General features: G+C 66.1%; 22 protein-coding genes. 9 read left to right on the forward strand and 13 right to left on the reverse strand.

Annotation, left to right across the window (positions count from 1 at the left end):
- A partial coding sequence (locus tag A5760_RS01060) for a PaaI family thioesterase (RefSeq protein WP_196771940.1) occupies positions 1 to 357 on the forward strand: 357 nt, incomplete at its 5' end.
- A gap of 251 nt (positions 358 to 608) precedes the next feature.
- On the opposite strand, the gene A5760_RS01065 is transcribed toward A5760_RS01060, so the two are convergent.
- From A5760_RS01065 to A5760_RS01075, 3 genes are read right to left on the reverse strand one after another with little or no spacing between them, the layout of a single operon-like run.
- Positions 609 to 1,622, reverse strand: a complete 1,014-nt coding sequence (locus tag A5760_RS01065) for a hypothetical protein (RefSeq protein ID WP_064877240.1) — start codon at positions 1,620 to 1,622, stop codon at positions 609 to 611.
- Positions 1,623 to 1,637: 15 nt separating this feature from the next.
- Positions 1,638 to 2,954: a Dyp-type peroxidase gene (locus A5760_RS01070; RefSeq protein ID WP_064877265.1), complete on the reverse strand. Its 1,317-nt coding sequence runs from the start codon at positions 2,952 to 2,954 to the stop codon at positions 1,638 to 1,640.
- Positions 2,955 to 2,973: 19 nt separating this feature from the next.
- Entirely contained in the window at positions 2,974 to 3,534 is a 561-nt protein-coding gene (locus tag A5760_RS01075) for a hypothetical protein (RefSeq protein ID WP_064877241.1), read from the reverse strand.
- Positions 3,535 to 3,826: 292 nt separating this feature from the next.
- On the opposite strand from A5760_RS01075, the gene A5760_RS01080 reads away from it, so the two are divergent.
- Positions 3,827 to 4,516: a GAF and ANTAR domain-containing protein gene (locus A5760_RS01080; protein ID WP_064877242.1), complete on the forward strand. Its 690-nt coding sequence runs from the start codon at positions 3,827 to 3,829 to the stop codon at positions 4,514 to 4,516.
- A gap of 54 nt (positions 4,517 to 4,570) precedes the next feature.
- On the opposite strand, the gene A5760_RS01085 is transcribed toward A5760_RS01080, so the two are convergent.
- From A5760_RS01085 to A5760_RS01095, 3 genes are all read right to left on the reverse strand, one after another.
- A complete protein-coding gene (locus A5760_RS01085) occupies positions 4,571 to 5,218 on the reverse strand; it encodes a restriction endonuclease (RefSeq protein ID WP_064877243.1) in 648 nt (215 codons plus the stop codon).
- Between the two features lie 113 nt (positions 5,219 to 5,331).
- Entirely contained in the window at positions 5,332 to 5,634 is a 303-nt protein-coding gene (locus A5760_RS01090) for a DUF4193 domain-containing protein (RefSeq protein ID WP_064877244.1), read from the reverse strand.
- A 262-nt stretch (positions 5,635 to 5,896) separates the two neighbouring features.
- The gene (locus A5760_RS01095) at positions 5,897 to 6,214 is read right to left on the reverse strand and encodes a hypothetical protein (protein WP_064877245.1); all 318 of its coding nucleotides are present in this window, start codon (positions 6,212 to 6,214) and stop codon (positions 5,897 to 5,899) included.
- A 239-nt stretch (positions 6,215 to 6,453) separates the two neighbouring features.
- Here A5760_RS01095 and A5760_RS01100 point away from each other — a divergent pair, with 239 nt between their 5' ends.
- Complete coding sequence (locus A5760_RS01100) at positions 6,454 to 7,140, forward strand: HAD family hydrolase (protein WP_064877246.1); 687 nt, start codon at positions 6,454 to 6,456, stop codon at positions 7,138 to 7,140.
- A gap of 4 nt (positions 7,141 to 7,144) precedes the next feature.
- Here the strand turns inward: A5760_RS01100 and A5760_RS01105 are convergent, their stop codons facing one another.
- Both A5760_RS01105 and A5760_RS01110 read right to left on the reverse strand, forming a co-directional pair.
- On the reverse strand, positions 7,145 to 7,645 hold the full coding sequence (locus tag A5760_RS01105) for a DUF6328 family protein (RefSeq protein ID WP_064877247.1): 501 nt from the start codon (positions 7,643 to 7,645) through the stop codon (positions 7,145 to 7,147).
- A gap of 255 nt (positions 7,646 to 7,900) precedes the next feature.
- Entirely contained in the window at positions 7,901 to 8,269 is a 369-nt protein-coding gene (locus A5760_RS01110; RefSeq protein ID WP_231122516.1) for an STAS domain-containing protein, read from the reverse strand.
- A gap of 160 nt (positions 8,270 to 8,429) precedes the next feature.
- Between A5760_RS01110 and A5760_RS01115 the strand changes: the two genes are divergently transcribed.
- The 6 genes from A5760_RS01115 (at position 8,430) to A5760_RS01140 (ending at position 14,088) form a co-directional block, all read left to right on the forward strand.
- The gene (locus A5760_RS01115) at positions 8,430 to 9,332 is read left to right on the forward strand and encodes an STAS domain-containing protein (protein ID WP_064877249.1); all 903 of its coding nucleotides are present in this window, start codon (positions 8,430 to 8,432) and stop codon (positions 9,330 to 9,332) included.
- 22 nt (positions 9,333 to 9,354) lie between these two features.
- Positions 9,355 to 9,744 (forward strand): STAS domain-containing protein, encoded by a 390-nt coding sequence (locus A5760_RS01120; protein WP_064877250.1) that lies wholly within the window; start codon positions 9,355 to 9,357, stop codon positions 9,742 to 9,744.
- Positions 9,734 to 10,144, forward strand: coding sequence for an ATP-binding protein (locus A5760_RS01125; protein ID WP_064877251.1), 411 nt, complete (start codon positions 9,734 to 9,736; stop codon positions 10,142 to 10,144). The genes A5760_RS01120 and A5760_RS01125 overlap by 11 nt, the downstream gene beginning before the upstream one ends.
- 46 nt (positions 10,145 to 10,190) lie before the next feature.
- Entirely contained in the window at positions 10,191 to 10,763 is a 573-nt protein-coding gene (locus tag A5760_RS01130) for a SpoIIE family protein phosphatase (protein WP_082279278.1), read from the forward strand.
- A complete protein-coding gene (locus tag A5760_RS01135) occupies positions 10,760 to 12,976 on the forward strand; it encodes a SpoIIE family protein phosphatase (protein WP_064877253.1) in 2,217 nt (738 codons plus the stop codon). The genes A5760_RS01130 and A5760_RS01135 overlap by 4 nt, the downstream gene beginning before the upstream one ends.
- A gap of 71 nt (positions 12,977 to 13,047) precedes the next feature.
- Positions 13,048 to 14,088: an iron-containing redox enzyme family protein gene (locus A5760_RS01140; RefSeq protein ID WP_064877254.1), complete on the forward strand. Its 1,041-nt coding sequence runs from the start codon at positions 13,048 to 13,050 to the stop codon at positions 14,086 to 14,088.
- Here A5760_RS01140 and A5760_RS25855 read toward each other — a convergent pair.
- The 5 genes from A5760_RS25855 to A5760_RS01160 form a co-directional block, all read right to left on the reverse strand.
- Positions 14,015 to 14,269 carry a CDGSH iron-sulfur domain-containing protein gene (locus A5760_RS25855; RefSeq protein WP_082279279.1) on the reverse strand — a complete coding sequence of 85 codons (255 nt, stop codon included), beginning with the start codon at positions 14,267 to 14,269 and terminating at the stop codon, positions 14,015 to 14,017. The two genes, A5760_RS01140 and A5760_RS25855, sit on opposite strands and share 74 nt — an antisense overlap.
- On the reverse strand, positions 14,266 to 14,955 hold the full coding sequence (locus A5760_RS01145; protein ID WP_064877255.1) for a HemK2/MTQ2 family protein methyltransferase: 690 nt from the start codon (positions 14,953 to 14,955) through the stop codon (positions 14,266 to 14,268). The genes A5760_RS25855 and A5760_RS01145 overlap by 4 nt, the downstream gene beginning before the upstream one ends.
- Before the next feature lie 106 nt (positions 14,956 to 15,061).
- Positions 15,062 to 15,616 (reverse strand): type 1 glutamine amidotransferase domain-containing protein, encoded by a 555-nt coding sequence (locus tag A5760_RS01150; RefSeq protein ID WP_064877256.1) that lies wholly within the window; start codon positions 15,614 to 15,616, stop codon positions 15,062 to 15,064.
- Between the two features lie 32 nt (positions 15,617 to 15,648).
- Positions 15,649 to 16,056: a hypothetical protein gene (locus A5760_RS01155; protein ID WP_064877257.1), complete on the reverse strand. Its 408-nt coding sequence runs from the start codon at positions 16,054 to 16,056 to the stop codon at positions 15,649 to 15,651.
- Between the two features lie 187 nt (positions 16,057 to 16,243).
- Positions 16,244 to 17,230, reverse strand: coding sequence for an LLM class F420-dependent oxidoreductase (locus A5760_RS01160; RefSeq protein ID WP_064877258.1), 987 nt, complete (start codon positions 17,228 to 17,230; stop codon positions 16,244 to 16,246).
- Positions 17,231 to 17,236: the final 6 nt, after the last annotated feature.

Raw genomic sequence — 17,236 nt, forward strand, 5'->3', positions numbered from 1 at the left:
TGGACGATCACGCGTTTCGAACCCGACGGTGTCGACATCGCCGTCGAGTACAGCCGCTTCTACGTTGGCGCTCGCTCTGTGGTCCACGGGGGCACACTCCCAATGATCTTCGACCTCATCTACGGAATGGTCATCCACGCCGCGGGAAGACCGTTCAGCCGCACCGCGAAAATGGAGGTCGACTATCACCAACCCGTGCCCATCGACACGCCACTGACCGTGCACGGCCACATCCTTGACATCGACGGACGAAAGACCACCACCCACGCCGAACTGCGCGGACCCGGCGCCGGTGTCCTGGTAACCAGTCAAGGCCTGCTGATCAGCCCGAGAACCACTGGCAAACGCCAGGGGTGACGAAATCGCGTCGTATACCGCCGCCGCCATGGTTTCTAAACCGGACGTTCCCTTCGGGTACGCAGCTGGGTACGTTTTTGACTCCGATGGACGATGCCGAACACTAACGAATGTAGCGGTGAAAGCACCACGTCAGCGACCTTTTTCGCCGACAATTGTCGACTTTCAACACCAGCCGTCAATCTCCATTCCCCAGCTCAGGCTCGTTCGGGACGAAGATGCCGTGGGTTCGAATCCCGCCACCCCGACCATCACTTCATCGTCGCCAGGTTGTGCCAGAAGTTTTTGAGGCTGTCGGTTCCGCCGAACAGTGTCGTGAAGTTCGTGGAGTCGATGAGCACAATGTCACCGGCTCGTTCGCCGACCGGAGGCATCCAGATCAACGCATTGAATTCGCTGTTGCCCGCTTCGGTAAAAGGATGTGGCCGTTTCGGATCGACGCGTTGCCTGCCGAGCACGCGCAGCAGATGGCTTTCGGGAGCGGTCAGCGCGTAGTGCGGCAGGTGCGGGTGAAAGTTCAGCGTCGTGACGTTGTTCAGCAGCCCGGGCGCATCCAGATCGCGGAAGCCGGTTAGCGCTGCGATCTGGTTGGTTCCCTCAACTAGAGCGGGTCGCAATCCCCATGTGTTGTGAACGGGAACGTCGAGCGCCTTCATCAGTGAACGCGTGTAGGCGGTGAATCGCTGCTGCCGTGGCACCAGCGGATCCCCATGGTGCAGGTATTCCACCTGGCGCTGTGCCGGGTCGTCGGTGAAGCCGACGTCGTGGTGCGGCGCCAGCAGCAGGCAGGTGCCGTCGCGTTTCAGCCACTCGCGAAGGGCGGCGACCTCGTCGGGCCGCGCCTCCTGTTCGCCGACGAGATGGTCGAGCCCGAACACCATCAAGGTGTCGGTGTCGGCCAGAATCCGTTCGTCGATCAGCTGCTCATAGCCGGCCTGGTCGATGCGCTGGAACACCGCGACCGGGTGGCCGGTCGCGTCGCCCGCAAGTTCCTGGAAGGCCAGCGTCGAGCGGTGGAACAGCTCCAAGGTGCCGGCGATCCCCTGCAGGAAGTGCGCCTCATCCCAGTCGGGTCCCTCGTACTGGGGCCATGCCGCTCTGCGCACTTCGGTCATCGTGGAAAAACGGTTGTCCAGTGCTTCGATGTCGCGCTGGGATTCCCACGGATAGCTCCACGTCCAGTAGATGCTGATGCGTCGTCCGCCCGTGCGCGGTCGAACCACGTGGGTTTGGTTGTAGGTGCGTGCGGCGGGCAACGTGCTCATGATGGTTCCCGGTTGTCAGTCGAGCGCGGCGAGGTATCGCATGGCGTTGATGCCCGGAAGGAAGAAGTAAGCCCCACCGGTTAACGTCGTGAATGCTGGAAGGCCCTTGAGAACTCGGCGGATCGGCCGCTTTGGTATCTTGAATTCCATTGTGCCGTCCTGCGTTCCGCAGATCGGGTCGTGCTCGTTGCCGAGTTCATGGAACGTGCGGTCGTTGATCCAGACGTTCTGAGCGAATTCGAACTGCCGGATCAGACTGGCGCAGATGATGAACGCGGCAATGCCACGGTCAACTCCGTCGTCGGGCGCACCGTCGGGAAGCGCCGGCCCATACGTGGCCCCGCGCCGAATCATCCTTCGCCGATTCATGTTGTGCGCGGTATCCCGCGGGTTGAGCCGTCGAGCGTGGGCGCCCAGGGGACATGCGTATCCGAGCGGGTCCATCTCCCTGTAGTTGAAGTCGTTGTTGCGCATGGGGTCCGCACCCAGCTCGGGGTCATCCCGGTCGGGTGCGAGCACCAACGGAGCGCCGCTGCGCCAGCGGCCCATGAATTTCGCGGCCAACAACTCCTCGTCGTCGGGCGTGCGGGCCTGCGAACGGATGTAGTCGCGGAACAATGCGACGTGCTCGTGCAGTCGCCGGTAGGCCGCGTAGGTGCCGTTGCGCGAGAGCACATCCGGGCGGGGCGCATTGGCCACCGGGCCGAGTTCATCGGGATAGCCGAGGATGAACTCGCCTGCCTTCAGCGGCGCGCCCGAGCCTGGCGTGGGCTCCTCGCCCGATCCCTCTATCACCGGCTGCGACAACCGATCGCGGAAGCCGAAATGGTCGTGGGCGTAGTTGAACGGTGGCGTCGCATTCAGATCCAGATATGACAGCCGCCGCACGCCCGCGCACCTCCGCACCAGGTCGTCATGGGCCCGGGTGGCTCGGGTGTGCTCGGCGTCGTCTCGCGCGAACAGAATCGCAATCGCGTGCAGGTCGTCAGCGGCCAATTCGCCGACCCAGTTGTCGGGGTGGTTTCGACCGGTGTCGCCGAGAATGTCGGCCCGGGCGGCCATGCCTTGCCGGAACTCTTCCGGAAAGGTCGCGAGAGCCTCCTCCGGCACGCCGAGCGCCCGAAGACCGTTCCAGGTGAAACCCAGCGTGACCCAACGCTTGGCGCGGTCCACGGAGTCTCGCACCGACGCGGCGGACTCCACGACATCCACCAGTTCGGACAGCCAGGCGCGGCCGGCCATCGGATTGTCGAACGAGAGAAACTCGTACCGTCCGGTCATGGCCGGGGTACGGGTCAGCAGGATGTGCTGGATGTCGTCGAGCTCAAGCATCTGCACGCTCCGATGGGCGTCACTGCATCTGATCCAGCATGGCGCCGAACGCGGCTTTCAGCCGCAGTGCCTTCTTGATCTCATCGGCCGTGACGTAGGGGTACTCACCATATTCCAGAAAGCTCGGGCACTGGTGCTCGCGAACGAACTTGACGAAGGCATCCGGGTTCTCGCGCCAGTCTTCGGGGAAGCCCTCGAGATTGGTGAAGACGGTGGTGATCCCGGTCTGGCTGAACAGGTGCACCGCGTCCTCGGTGTATTTGTCGAAGTCGGTGTCGAAGATGCCCTGGTACTGGAAGTGCGGCCCCGACCCGATGTCGAAGAGTTGCCAGCGTAGGTAGTGCAGCCGCAGCGGTGCCAGCACTTCCGGGTTTGCCTTGATGGCTTCTTCAATCTGTTTGCCGTAGGCGCGGACGGCTTCTTCGCGGCCTTCCTTGACCTTGGCGATGATGGAAAAGCCGTAGCAAGCCGGGGTGCGCGGATACAGCGGCCCGTAGCGGCCGCGTTCGAGTTCGAAATAGCCTTCCTTGGGGATGGCCAGAGCCGCGGGTTTGGTCCACTCGTCTTCGGTTGCCACCATCGCCGCTCCAAAGTCAGGCCGGTGAGCCGGACGCTACCACCTGGCTTCGCCAGCGCAACCCCGATAGCGGATCGCGGTCACCCGAGCCGTCAAGCGCATCGTCGTGGGCCGGTGTCGAGCGCAATCACCCAAAACCGGGGCGATATAGTGAATCCCATCGTCATTGCTAAGCAGACAGCATTGACATTCGTCGCCGTCAAAAATTACAAGTGATCGCCTCGCGAGACCGCAGGCTGCAGAAAACGGCGCGGAAATGCCTGTAACCGGTCTCCACGCACGAAGGCGACACTCTGTGACCAATCTTGACGATCTCAGCCTGCTCACCGACGTTCTGCGGGCCATCTATTCGGCGGACGCCGCCGACTTCCCCCAGGTGCTGGACGACCTGACCAGGGCGGCCGCGCGCTGGGTGCCAGGCGCCCAGGAAGCGGGGATCACCGTCACCAGCCGGCAGAACGAGATCAGCACCCCGTCGGTCACGCACGACTGCGCCCGGTTGCTCGACGAGTTTCAGCAGCGCCACCTCGAGGGCCCCTGCGTCCACGCCGCCTGGACCCGCAAGGTCGTCGTCATCGACGACCTTGAAGCCGACGAACGCTGGCCGAAGTACCGGGCCGACGCGCTCGCGCACACCCGGATTCGCAGCGTGCTGTCGCTGCCCATGTTCGCCGACGAGCTGAGCATGGGCGCGCTGAACTTCTACGCCGAGCGCCCGCAGTCCTTCTCCGAAGATTCGCGCCGGATCGCCGCCATCTTCGCGACGCTGGGCGCCCAGGCATGGAGCAACGTCGTGCGCACCCAGCAGTTCCGGGAAGCCCTGAGCACCCGCGATATGATCGGACAGGCCAAAGGCATCCTCATCGAGCGCTATGACGTCGACGATCGGACCGCCTTCAATACCCTGATCAAACTGTCGCAGAGCATGAACACCCCGCTGCGCGACATCGCGCGCAGGGTGATCGAGGACGCAACCGGGCGGTGACGTCAGGGGGAGGTTGGGGGTCGGGCCGAACATGCTGTGGCCCAGGGCATCTCGCTAGCCTTCCCACTCCGGTTCCAGCCGCTGTGGTCTGGCGTGCGGGGTGACGCCATGCGTGCGCCGCGGACCCCGCACGACCACGGGCTGAATCCGCGTCCAGCTCTGCACCTGCGAGCGGCCCACCAAGCGGCAATGGTGGGTACCGGCCAACTGGCGGGCCGCCTTGGTGAAGGTCCGGTTGGTCACGACGACCGTCCGGTTACAGCCATGGTGCAGCGCCCCTGCCACGACCTGCTGGACCGCGGCCACGCCGACGGCCTTCGCCAGTCTCTTGCATTGGACGGCCATGCGGGCGCCGTCTTTCTTGGCGATCAGATCCACGCCGTAGTCACCGGTGCTGGCGGTCGGGGTGACGCTGTAGCCCGCGACGCGAAGCTGCGCCGCAACGAATTCCTCGAACTCGGTGCCCGACATCCGGTCGATCGACCGCAGCCCGGATTTCGTCAATCTGACGTCGCGTCGACGGTGCGCGTCGGACTGGTAGCGGTCCCGCTGTACCGAGAGCCACCACAAGATCGCCACCGCGGCGGCGAGCCCACCGAGTCCGGCGAGGCATCCCGCCTGCAGGCTGCCTGTGGCCTTTTGCGTGAAATACCATGGGAGCGCTAAACCCAGCAGCAGGAGCGACCCGAGTACCTTCTCCATCGCCCGATGAACCTAGTGGATGCCACCGACAATTCAGCGCAATCCAGCGCGGGTTCACGGTCGCGGCATAGCACGCGGGGCACCTCGCCCGCCCCCGAGGGGCGTTCCAAGTGTCAGGCGCAGTCGGCGCACACCGGCAGGCCGGAGCTGGAGACACGCATCCGGCTGCGGTGCTGCACCAAAAAGCAGCTCGAGCAGGTGAACTCGTCGGCCCGCTGGGGAATCACCGTCACCGACAGCTCTTCCCCGGACAGGTCGGCGCCCGGCAGCTCGAAGAAGTGCGCATCGTTGGGGTCTTCGTCGACCACGGCGGTGGAAGACCCCTGCAGGGTCGGCGCCAGTTCGCGAAGCGAGGATTTCTCCTGGGTGTCGGCATCGGATACACGGCGTGCGTCGTAGTCAGTGGTGGTCGCCATTGCTGTTCCTTCCTGCGATGGAACGGGTTGACGCACTTTCCTGTACTCACCCGTGGCGCAGGCAGTACCCCGTTCGGGGCTGCACTACACCGTCGCGGCCCGAAAAAGTTGTGGCAGCCGGGAACTGGACGGCGTGGCGCCCCGCCCGGTGCCTGCCCGCGTCGGGTCACCCACTCTCGCATCGGCGAGGAAGGTTGCCTCGGATCAACGCTCCGGTGGGAGCGGATTCACGGTGTGCCGCACCGACGGCAACCACGCCTCCTCAGCTGCTGGGCGGTGGCGCCGGTTTGCCGGAATGCGCGGCGTGCCAGCGCAGTTCGGCGTCGCGGACCTTGCTGTGAGCGCGCAGCAGCCAGGCCGCGCTCAGCGCACCAACCACGACGGCCACGAGCAGGGCGATGGCGCCGCCCACCAGATGCCCGGCCGCCACGGCGAACAGGCCCACGGTCAGGGCGATGACCGCGACGGCCGAACCGGCGAGACCGGGGGCGTTGGCGCCGTTCTTGAACGATTCACCGGCGTGCTGACGAGTGGTACGGGAAAGGTCGACCGGGGGGTTCTTGGGGTAATCCAACGTCATTCCTCGTCGAGAATCATTGTGTACCAGCATTATTCGTAGGCGTGCGGTCGCGATCGATCCGCTGGCGGGCGCGGCGAAGTCGCCCCCATGTGGCGGATCACCACGCACGTGTACCCGCCGCGCCGGTGGCCAAACGAAACCCCGCGCCGTGTCAGCAGCGCCCGGCCTGGGTATGCCGCGCACATGACTTCACGACCGCACACGGGAACGCATCGCGACACCGATCCCGGGAGCCTGCCTTGATCGCGCGTGGCGGCACACCCGCCGTCCTGTTCGACGTCGACGGCACGCTGGTGGATTCCAACTATCTGCACGTTCACGCCTGGCAGCGCGCGTTCGACGCCGAAGGCATGCAGGTCGCGTCCTGGCAAATCCATCGGTGCATCGGCATGGACGGATCCAGGCTTGTCCGAACGCTCTCCGATGACGCCCCGGACGACGTGCGGGAGCGGCTCAGCGACAAGCACAGCCAGTACTACCGGGAGATCACCGGGCTGCTGCAACCTTTGCCCGGCGCCCGTAGCCTGCTGCGCCGCGTCGCCGACCTGGGCTTACAGGTCGTGCTGGCCAGCTCGGCGCCCGAAGACGAGCTGGAGATTCTGCGCAAGGCGCTCGACTGCGACGACGTGATCTCCGAGACGACATCGTCGCGCGACGTCGACACCGCCAAGCCCGAACCCGGCATCGTGCGGGTGGCGCTGGACCGCGCCGGAGTGGACGCTCAGCGCGCCGTGTTCGTCGGGGACGCCGTATGGGACGCGCACGCCGCGGCCGGCGCGGGATTGCCGTGCATCGGGCTGCTGAGCGGCGGCATCGCCCGCGCCGAGTTGCAGGAGGCGGGCGCCGAACCCGTCTTCGCCGATCCACGCGAGCTGCTCGAGCACCTGGACTCCACCCGAATCGCGGCACTGGCGGCGGGCCGCTGACCTCTCAGTCGCCGCGCGTCCGCAGCATCAGCGGCAGCACCCACCAGAAGATGCTGAACAGCGGCAGCGCGCACGCTCCGGCTATGAGGCCGACATTTCGCCCGGCCACCGCGGCGAAAATGATCGTGGTGAGGCCGATCAGCGCCAGACCGAGCAGGCCGAGCCCGGCGAAGGCGCACCGGTGCGCGGCCGATACGAGGACCTGAAGCCGATGCCGCCGGAAGAGTATCCGGTGCATGGCGACCGGGGCGATCAGCAAGACGGTCGCGCACACCGCGCACACCACGGTGGCCAGATAGACGACGCGCATGGGCGGGCCCAACACGTCGAAGCGCTGCTGGAACGGCAGGGTCAGCAGGAAGCCGGTCAGCAGTTGCACCCCGGTCTGGACCACCCGCAGCTCCTGCAGCAGGCTGTTCCAATTGCGGTCCAGCCGTTGAACTTCGGTCTCGCCTCGCGCACGGCGATCCCACCGCTGGTCGTCTTGCGGATGGTCGACGTCCATAGTCCTGATCATCGCACCTGGGCTGCGCGGGGACACCGGTTCGAGCGGACCCGCCGCCGATAAACGTTTTCGCCGATTTCGTTCGGGTGAATTCCGGCGGCGTTTCCGGGAAAAACTCGGGATTAGTCCCGAAATCGATGCAATGGGGAATCAGACTCACCGCAATTGCGCCAAACGTGTTGTCAGGCAATTAAACCTGTCGGAATTCGGCTCACCGAGACCATGGGGACGGCGCCGGGCAGGCGGGGTGGGTAGCTAGCCGTTGAGCTTGCCGTCCCGCACCCCGGTCAACGCGTCGTCGAGCGTCGGGTACAGCGGGAAGGTCTTGTCCAGCCCGGTCAGATGGATCGGCCTGCGGGTGGCCGGGCCGCGGGCGACCACGCCGAACCCGGTCTCCCGGCTCAGCCTCTCGTAGGTCGCCGCCAGGATCTTCAGGCCGACCGAGCCGAGAAACTCCACCGCGGAGAGATCGATGATCAGTGCTGTGGGGCTGTCCGCGACGACCGCGCTGATGGCTTGTTCCAGGGCTGGAGCCGTGACCAAATCGATTTCGCCGCTGACACTGACCACGGAAACGCCGTCGTGGTCCTCAACCAACGTGGTAATCGAATCAGGAGCTGACAATGGCAATCCTTTGTCCTGGGCCGTGGCGTGGTTCAACCCTAGCCTGCGTTACCGAACTGCGAGAAGAATATGCCCTCTACACGTGCCCGGCGACAACCCACGCTAGTCTCGCAAAAGGAACTGCAGACCGCAGGGCGCGACGTGGCACTCGGGAGGCCAGATGTCAGATTCGCCGTCGGATTTCAACAGTACCGGCACCGCAGCACAGACTGTCGGTATCTCCAGTGAGGGGCTCCTTCCCCAGCTAGTCCAGCATCTGCGGCAGAATCGAACCATCCTGCGGGAGGAATGGGCCCGCCGCATCACCGAGGCTGAGTTGCTCACCGCGATGACCCCGGAGGAGCTCTTCTCCGAAGCCACGGCCGTGTACGACAACTACGTCGAGGTGCTCGAGACCGGTAGCGTCGAGGCGCTGCAGGCCTACGCGCGTGACCTGTCCGAACGCATCATTCCGCGAGGTGTGGAGACCGACGAGGTGCTCGGCATCGTCCTGCTGCTGCGTGACGTGCTCGCCCGCTCGCTGTTCGAGAAGTATCAAACCGAGTTCGAGATGCTCAATCGCGTCCTCGACGCCTACGAGCCGGCGGCCAACCGCATCGCCAACACCGTGGGCGTCAGCTTCGTGCAGGAACGCGAGCGCATCATCCGCCAGCAGCAGGAGGCCATCCGCGAGCTGTCCACGCCGGTGCTGCAGGTGCGTGAACAGCTGCTGATCCTGCCTATCATCGGCGTGCTGGACAGCCAGCGCGCCCGCCAGGTCACCGAACAGCTGCTGCGGGCCATCCGCGCGAACCGCGCCAAAGTGGTGGTCATCGACATCACCGGTGTGCCGACCATCGACTCGACGGTGGCCAACCACCTGGTGCAGACGGTCGACGCGTCGGGCCTGATGGGCGCCAGCGTGATCATCACCGGCCTGTCCTCCGAGATCGCGCTGACCCTGGTCACGATCGGGCTGGACCTGTCGAAGATGAACGCCGTCGGTGACCTGCAGGGCGGCATCGAGGAAGCCGAACGCCTGCTGGGTTACGAGGTGACCCGCACGGGCGAGCAGACCGGCTGACCACCATCGACACGAGCACCCAATGCCAGTACCGATCCTGAAACAGGGCTCGATCCTCATCGCGTCGGTACAGGCCGCCCTCACCGACTCCGACGCCGAACGCCTGCGCTACGACCTGATGGAACGCGTTAGCCAGTTCCGCGCGCAGGGCATCATCGTCGACGTCACCGCCATCGATGTGATGGATTCCTTCGCCGCGCGGTCGCTGCGCACGATTGCGCACATGACCCGGCTGCGCGGCGCGGACACCGTGATCGTCGGATTGCAGCCGGAGGTTGCCTTCGCAATGGTCCAGCTTGGTCTGCAGTTCGACGACATGAACACCGCACTGGATCTTGAAGAGGGCCTGGCGCTGCTGAATCGCCAAGGCGCAGCGGGGAAGTCAACGATCGGGTTCGACGGTGGCGGCTGATATCGTCGTCGCCATCGACCACCCCGACGACATCGTCGAAGCCCGCAAAGCCGGACACGAGCTCGCCCTTGATTTGGGATTCTCCCTGACCGACGTCACGATGATCGCCACGGCGATCTCCGAGATCGCCCGGAATATCACCAGTTACGCCGGCCGCGGCGCGGTCCGGGTCGCCATCGCCGACCGCGAGGGACGCAAGGCCCTGGTGGTGCGCGCCGAGGACCAGGGCCCCGGCATCGCCGACATCGAACGGGCGATGGAAGACGGTTACACGACCGGACGCGGGCTGGGCCTGGGTTTGCCGGGCGCCCGCCGCCTGATGGACCGGTTGGTCGTCGAGTCCACACTGGGCCAGGGAACCGTCATCGAAATGTGGAAATGGGTCCCCCCTCGTGCATGAGAGCGGTCGCTTCGGACCTATCGAATGGGCAAGGGCGGGGCGGCCTATGCCCAGCGAATACACCTCCGGTGACCGGGGCATCGCCGTCGATGTCGGCGGTGAGGCCGCGCTGTTCGGCGTGGTGGACGGCCTCGGTCACGGCCCGGCCGCCGCGGAAGCCGCGCTGCGTGCCGTCGACGCGGTCACGCGCGCCGGCTCCGAGCGGGTCGAGGTGCTGATCCAGCTCTGCCACCGTGTGTTGGTCGGCACCCGCGGAGTCGCAATAACGTTGGCGCGGGTGGATTTTGCCGCCAGCACGCTCACCTGGGCCGGCGTCGGCAATGTCACCGCCGACCTGGTGGCCAAGGCGCCAACCGGTATCCAGATTCGGTCCAGCGCACGGCTTACCGGAGGCATCGTCGGCTATCGCATACCGGAAATCAGGCCGGCGCAAGTGGTTTCGATGCGCCCCGGCGATCTGCTCGTGATGAGCACCGACGGAATCATCGAAAACTACCTGGATCACATCGACTTCTCGGCATCCGCTGTCGCCATCGCCGAGGGGCTCCTGGGCAAGGACGCGAAAGAGACCGACGATGCGATGGTGCTGGCGGCGCGTCACAGGGGAGTATCGATTTGAGCGGCGACAACGACTTTCACGAGCAGTACGAGGCCGCGCTGCGCGCCTATCTGGACTCACACGACGAGGCCAGCCTGTCTGTCGGCAACGAGCTCGGGCGCAGGGCCCTGAGGGACCGGATCAGCCTGCTCGACATTGTCGAGCAGCACGTCCGCCTGGTATTCGAAATCTCGCAAGACGTGCGCATCGATGCGCCGATCGCGCTGGAGTTCCTCCTGCAGCTGCTGGTTCCGCTTGATGTCGCGACACGCGGCTTCATCGACGGCAACAGGCGCTATGCCGAACAGCGGGCCCGCGCCGAGGGGCTGGCCGACCGCGACAAATTCCGCACCGCACTGGTGAATTCGCTGCAGGAAGGCTTCTTTGTCGCCGATCACGAGGGCACCGTGGTCGAGATGAACGACGCCTTCATCGAGATCCTCGGATTTCCCAATGAGGGCCTGCCGTATAGGTGGCCACACCCCTGGCTGGTCGACACGAAGACGGCGGCCGAAAAGATATCACTGGTGATAACCCACGGCCGAGCCGACTACGAAACACCGATCCGCCACGCCGACGGCCACCTGGCGTGGGTGAAGGTAAGCATCAACGCGGTCAAGGAAACCGGCAGCGATCGAGACGCCTACGTCGGAACGATCCGCGACGTCACCGCCGAGCGTGCCTTCGCGGCCCGGGAAAGTGCGGTGTTGCGGCTGGCCACCGCCGTGGCGGTGGCCAAGAGCGTGGACGAGTTGCTGTCGATCACACTCGACGAATGCAGCGCAGCGATCGATGCGCAACGGGTGATCGCGGTCTCGTGGCCCAACGGCGACAGCGACCCGACGGTGCAGGTGGCGGGCGAGCCCTCGGCCTCGTCGTGGCGCCAGCTGGATCCGTGGTTGCGTAATACCTTCCAGGACGCGCGTCACCAGCTGCCGCTGACAGCGAAAACGGTTGAGGCGCCGGGCAATCCGGGCAAGGCCCAGGGACTGGTCGCGGCGCTTTCCGGTACCGGAGACCTGACGCTGTGGCTGGAGCTGCGCACCCCTCGCTGGGTCAGCGGAGAGGATCGACTGCTGGTCACCGTCCTCATCGGCCACTTGAGCCTGGCCATGCAGCACGTGCGTCAGTTCGAGAGCGCGCGGGAGACGTCGCTGACGTTGCAGCGGGCCATGCTCCCGCCCGTTGAGCCGCCGCCGGGCTTCGCCGTTCGCTACGAACCCGCGGTGCCGCCCTTGGAGATTGGCGGTGACTGGTATGACGTGCTGCCGATCGGCGAGCACCACATCGGCATCGTCGTCGGAGACTGCGTGGGTCGCGGCCTGCCGGCGGCCGCGATCATGGGTCAGCTGCGCAGTTCCGCGCGGGCGCTGCTGATCAACGGCGCCGAGCCCGCCGTGCTGCTCGACCAGTTGGACTCGGCCGCCTCGCTCATCCCGAACGCGTACTGCACCACCGTGTTTCTAGCGATCCTGGATACCGACACCGGGGTGCTGCAGTACAGCAACGCCGGCCACATGCCGGCCGTGCTGGTCGGCCCGGAGCCCGGCACGACGACGTTGTTGACCGATGCCGCGTCGGTGCCGCTGGCGGTCCGCCGCAACGAACCGCGCCCGCAGACCACCCAGGTGCTGCCGCCCGGGTCGACGCTGATGCTGTTCACCGACGGGCTCGTCGAACGCAAGCATGAGCCGATCGACGACGGAATCGCCCGTGCGGCAGACGTTCTGACTCAGACCATGTCGTCGCCGCTGGGCACCGTCGCCGATGTGGTGCTTCGCGAACTGGCCCCGACGGGGGGTTACGACGACGACGTCGCGATGGTGATCTACCGGCATCAGCAGATGCCGCTGCGGATCGAAACCGGCGCCACCGCGGACCAATTGGTCCTCATCCGACATCGGCTGGCCGGCTGGCTGCACGCCGGCGGCGTGACGGAGGACCGGGCGGCCGACATCGTGCTGGTGGTCAACGAGGCCTGCACCAACTGTGTCGAACACGCCTACCGGGGCTTCGCCGCCGGAACCATGCTGCTCGAGGTCAGTATCGCCGACGGCGAAGTGCGCACCCGCATCACCGATTACGGGTCGTGGAAGACGCCGGCCATCCCTCCGGGCAACGGCGGACGCGGGCTACCGCTGATGCGGGTGCTCAGCGACGCGATGGAGCTCGACAAAACCGCCGGCGGCACCACCGCGGACATCACCTTCCGACTGCCCTCAGGAGCCGTCTGAGGAGCGTCGACGGCCGTTGGCGGCTGGCCGGCCTGCCGTTTGCCTGCCCCGCGCAGCGGGTAGACATCGGCGTGACCCACGCATCGACCCTGACCGAACCCGTCCTGCCTGCGGCGCACGGGCCCCTGTCAACAGCCGTACGCTGCGCGCTGGCCGGTCCACCGTCGGTCGACCACTTGGCGCGCATCGGCGCCTCCGTGCGCGATTCAGATCCGTACGGCCTCGATCTGCAATTGGCGCTGTCGATGTGCTACGAGCTGCACTACCGCGGTCTCGCAGGCGTGGACCCCGCCTGGGAGTGGAACCCCGCCCTGCTGGGGCTGCGCGCCGAACTCGAACGGGTGTTCCTGGCCGGCGTGCGCCGCGACGTCGGGCAGATCGATCCCGATCAGACGGCGGCGGCCGAGATGGAAGCGCTCACCGTCGAACCCGTCGACGGCACCGGCCCGTCGTACTATCTGCGCGACACCGGAACCTGGCAGCAGATGTGCGAATATTTCGTACACCGCTCCCTGTACCACCTCAAAGAGGGCGATCCGCACGCCTTTGCCATCCCGCGCCTGACGGGCGTGGCCAAAGCGGCATTTGTGGCAATCGAATTCGACGAATACGGCGCCGGACGGGGCCCGCGGCTGCACCAGCAGCTGTTCGCCGACCTGCTGGCGGCGGCCGGTCTGGACGCGACGTATTGGGGTTACGTCGACGCGGTGCCCGCCGAGTCCCTGGCGGTGGTCAATCTCATGTCACTGTTCGGTCTGCACCGCTCGATGCGTGGCGCGGCGATCGGACACTTCGCGTCGACGGAGATCACCTCACCGCCCGGATCGCAGCGCATGGTGCAGGCCCTGCGGCGCCTGCAGGCACCGGCGGCCTGTATCGAGTTCTACAGCGAGCACGTGGAGGCCGACGCGGTGCACGAACACGTCGTGCGCAACGATGTGGTGGGCGATCTGGTCGCCCAGGATCCGCGGCTCGAGCACGATGTCATCTTCGGCATCCGCGCCCACGCAGCCGTCGAAGACCGCTTGGCAGAACGGATTATGACGTCGTGGGGGCGGAATCAGACGTCGCTGCGGAGGCCGCTGGACCAGACGGGCCCGCCGATGTCTTGAGGCGCCGGCACCGGCGATGGCTGGTGTCGCACAGTGGGTAGCGGTCGCTGCGGCGGCAGGTGCAGATGGCCACCATGAACCGGTCGGACTCGACGACTTCGCCGCCGGGCATCTCGATCCGCACCGGACCCGACACCAGCACCGGCCCGTTGGGGACCACCTGCACCCGAGTGGTCGTCATCGCTTCTCCGCGCGGATCACGATCAGCTCTTCTTCGCGCCGCCCGCGCGGGATCAGGCCGACCTCCTCCAGCCACTTCGCCCGCGAAGACATCACCGGGCCGAACGGTATCCACTTGGAGGCAATCACTTTCGCATCCACGCCGGCCCACTTCAGCGAATCCAGGGACTGCTGAACGCCGGCGAGCGCGGAATGCACCAGCAGCAGGGATCCGCCGTCGCGCAGGAGCTTTGGTGCCGACTCGCACAGCGGGTCGAGGATCATCCGGCCGTCCACACCGGCGTTCCACGCCCAGGATGGTCCCGCGGTCGGGCAGATCTCTTCCATCTCCGCGCCGGGCGGCGTGGGCACATACGGCGGGTTCGACACGACCACGTCGAACGGCGCGCAATCCACCGCCGCGATCCACGATCCTTCGCGCACGTCGACCTCGACACCGGCCATCGCCGCGTTTTCCCGGGCGCACCGCACCGCTTGCGGGCAGATGTCGAACGCCGTCGCGCCGGCGCATCCCATGGTGGCGGCCGCGATGGCGACGAAACCGCTGCCGGTGCACAGATCAAGGACCCTCCGCCCCGGGATCAGGCCGGTGTCGTGCATCACGTCGACCAGCAATCGAGAGTCCTCTTGCGGCTGATACACGTTCGGAACAGGCGACACAGCGGGCTCGGGATACGTGGTTGTCACTGTTGACCTTTCGAGAACCCTACAAGGATTGCCGCTCATCGCGGCTTGGCGGGATAATGCCCGCAAACCGGAGTATTCAAACGGACCAGCGGGAAAGACTTGGCGGCTAACCCGCGGTCACATGGGAGAATTGCTCGAGGATGGCCGCGCAAAACGCCGGGAGATCCGACGGCGAGCGGCTCGAGATCAGATTGCCGTCGACGACGACCTCCTCGTCGACGACGTGTGCGCCCGCGTTGCGCAGATCGGTGCGGATACTGGGGTACGAGGTCAGCGTGCGGCCCACTGCCACACCGGCTTCCGCAAGCGTCCAGGGGCCATGGCAGATGGCCGCCACTGGCTTGCCCGACCCCACGAAATCACGGACGAAGGACACGGCGGAGCTGTCCATGCGCAGCTTGTCCGGGTTGACGGTGCCGCCCGGCAGTACCAGGCCGTCATATTCGTCCACTGACGCCTCGGATACCTTCCGGTCGACGGTGAAGGTTCCCGCCGGTTCGAGATCGTGGTTGCGTGCCTGGATTTCGCCGTCCTTCAGGGACAGCAGCTGCACCCGGGCGCCGGCATCCTGCAGCGCCGCACGCGGCTGTTCGAGCTCCACCTTTTCCACGCCGTCGGCCGCCAGAATCGCTATCGTTTTGCCCTGCAATTCATTTGACATCGTCGCTTCCCTTTCTGCGATCGCCCGTCGGATCAAACTGCTCGTAGCTGCGGAGCGCCGCGTCGAGCCCCGGTGGTTCGCAACGCCGTGTAGAGGTCGAGTCCGGCGATGCCGGAAAGCAGCGTGGCCGAAATGGCACCCTGGCGCCGTCGCCCCGGTCCGCGGGCGACCACACCCGCGATCAACAGCGCCATGTCCAGGACGTCGCCGGCCACCCGGGTCCACACCAGCTTGGCGGGCCCGGCCAGCAGCGCCGCGCCATGGCCGCATTCACGCACCCCGAGCGCGCGGATCACCCGCCGCGACCGGCCGGTGTCGTCCACCCCCGCGATGGCAGCGACTTTCCCCGGGGCCACTATTTCGCTCACACCCAGGCCGAAACTGGCGCCGCTGAGCGCCTTGACGAGTGCGGTTGTGGTGTCGCCGGTTTGATCGCTCATAAATTCACTCCCCCTGCTTTTGCCGGAGTACGGATGCCCGCAAGCCGGCTGTGCGGCAGCAGGTTGTGGGGCCAACGCACGCCGGAACGCCCGTTCACGTCCCAGCTCTACCGGCGTCCGACGCGCGTTGGCTGGCTGCGCACGACTGCGAGGCGGATACCCGGGCGCGCAGCGGTCAAACCTGCGGTCAGTTTGCTGCGTCCCGCAGCGCCGCGAGCAAAGGCTCCGCGGCTTGGTCGAGGAAGCGCTCCTGGGTTTCCCCGCCGATCTGCACGAGGGCGATGTCGGTGAACCCGGCTTCCCAGTAGGGCCGGACGCCCTCGACGATCGCGTCGAGGTCAGGACCGCAGGGAATGGTCTCGGCGACGTCTTCGGGCCGCACATACTGGGTTGCGCCGGCGAAGCCGGCCGGCGTCGGCAGGTCGGCGTTGACCTTCCAGCCGCCGGCAAACCAGCGGAATTGGTCGTGCGCGCGTTTGACGGCGGTGTCACGGTCGGGGTCCCAGGACACCGGGATCTGGCCGACCACGCGTCCGCCGCCGGCGAGATTGGCGGCTTGGCGGGCGCCGTGCCAGGCGTCGACGAGTTCCTTCTCGGGTTCCGTGGCGATCAGGTGGTCGGCCAGCTTGGCGAACTTGTCGACGGCCTTGGTGCCGCCGATGGCCACCCCGATGCCGACCGGAACGTCCGGTACGTCCCACAGCCGCGCCGAATCGACCTGGAAATAGTCGCCGGTGAAGTCCACCAGTTGCCCGCCGAACAGCTCGCGGATGATTTTGATGGCCTCGCGCAGCATGTTCTGCCGGCGCGTGACGGTCGGCCAGCCTTTGCCGATGACGTGTTCGTTCAGGTTTTCACCGCTGCCCAGGCCCAGGGTGAACCGGCCGTCGGACAGGATCTGCACGGTGGCCGCCTGCTGGGCGACGATCGTGGGGTGATACCGCATCGTCGGGCACGTCACATAGGTGTAGAGGTCGACCCGTTCGGTGGCCTGCGCCACCGCACCCAACACCGCCCAGGCGTTCGGCGCGTGTCCTTGCGAAGTGAGCCACGGCGAGAAGTGGTCGCTGCACACGTGAAAGTCGAAGCCGCGCTCTTCAGCCGAAACCGCATACTGGACAAGGTCTTTGGGTCCACTCTGCTCGGTCATCAAAGTGTAGCCAAAATTCGTCATGCGTGA

This window comes from Mycobacterium colombiense (assembly GCF_001665835.1).
In the GTDB taxonomy this organism is placed as follows: domain Bacteria; phylum Actinomycetota; class Actinomycetes; order Mycobacteriales; family Mycobacteriaceae; genus Mycobacterium; species Mycobacterium colombiense_A.

Coding starts and splice junctions, on each gene's coding strand:
- A5760_RS01085 (WP_064877243.1), bottom strand. CDS start 5,218: ATGGAGAAGGTACTCGGGTCGCTCCTGCTGCTGGGTTTAGCGCTCCCA.
- A5760_RS01115 (WP_064877249.1), top strand. CDS start 8,430: ATGTCAGATTCGCCGTCGGATTTCAACAGTACCGGCACCGCAGCACAG.
- A5760_RS01150 (WP_064877256.1), bottom strand. CDS start 15,616: ATGTCAAATGAATTGCAGGGCAAAACGATAGCGATTCTGGCGGCCGAC.
- A5760_RS01090 (WP_064877244.1), bottom strand. CDS start 5,634: ATGGCGACCACCACTGACTACGACGCACGCCGTGTATCCGATGCCGAC.
- A5760_RS01120 (WP_064877250.1), top strand. CDS start 9,355: ATGCCAGTACCGATCCTGAAACAGGGCTCGATCCTCATCGCGTCGGTA.
- A5760_RS25855 (WP_082279279.1), bottom strand. CDS start 14,269: ATGACGACCACTCGGGTGCAGGTGGTCCCCAACGGGCCGGTGCTGGTG.
- A5760_RS01105 (WP_064877247.1), bottom strand. CDS start 7,645: ATGGACGTCGACCATCCGCAAGACGACCAGCGGTGGGATCGCCGTGCG.
- A5760_RS01070 (WP_064877265.1), bottom strand. CDS start 2,954: ATGCTTGAGCTCGACGACATCCAGCACATCCTGCTGACCCGTACCCCG.
- A5760_RS01065 (WP_064877240.1), bottom strand. CDS start 1,622: ATGAGCACGTTGCCCGCCGCACGCACCTACAACCAAACCCACGTGGTT.
- A5760_RS01095 (WP_064877245.1), bottom strand. CDS start 6,214: ATGACGTTGGATTACCCCAAGAACCCCCCGGTCGACCTTTCCCGTACC.
- A5760_RS01130 (WP_082279278.1), top strand. CDS start 10,191: ATGCCCAGCGAATACACCTCCGGTGACCGGGGCATCGCCGTCGATGTC.
- A5760_RS01160 (WP_064877258.1), bottom strand. CDS start 17,230: ATGACGAATTTTGGCTACACTTTGATGACCGAGCAGAGTGGACCCAAA.
- A5760_RS01155 (WP_064877257.1), bottom strand. CDS start 16,056: ATGAGCGATCAAACCGGCGACACCACAACCGCACTCGTCAAGGCGCTC.
- A5760_RS01075 (WP_064877241.1), bottom strand. CDS start 3,534: ATGGTGGCAACCGAAGACGAGTGGACCAAACCCGCGGCTCTGGCCATC.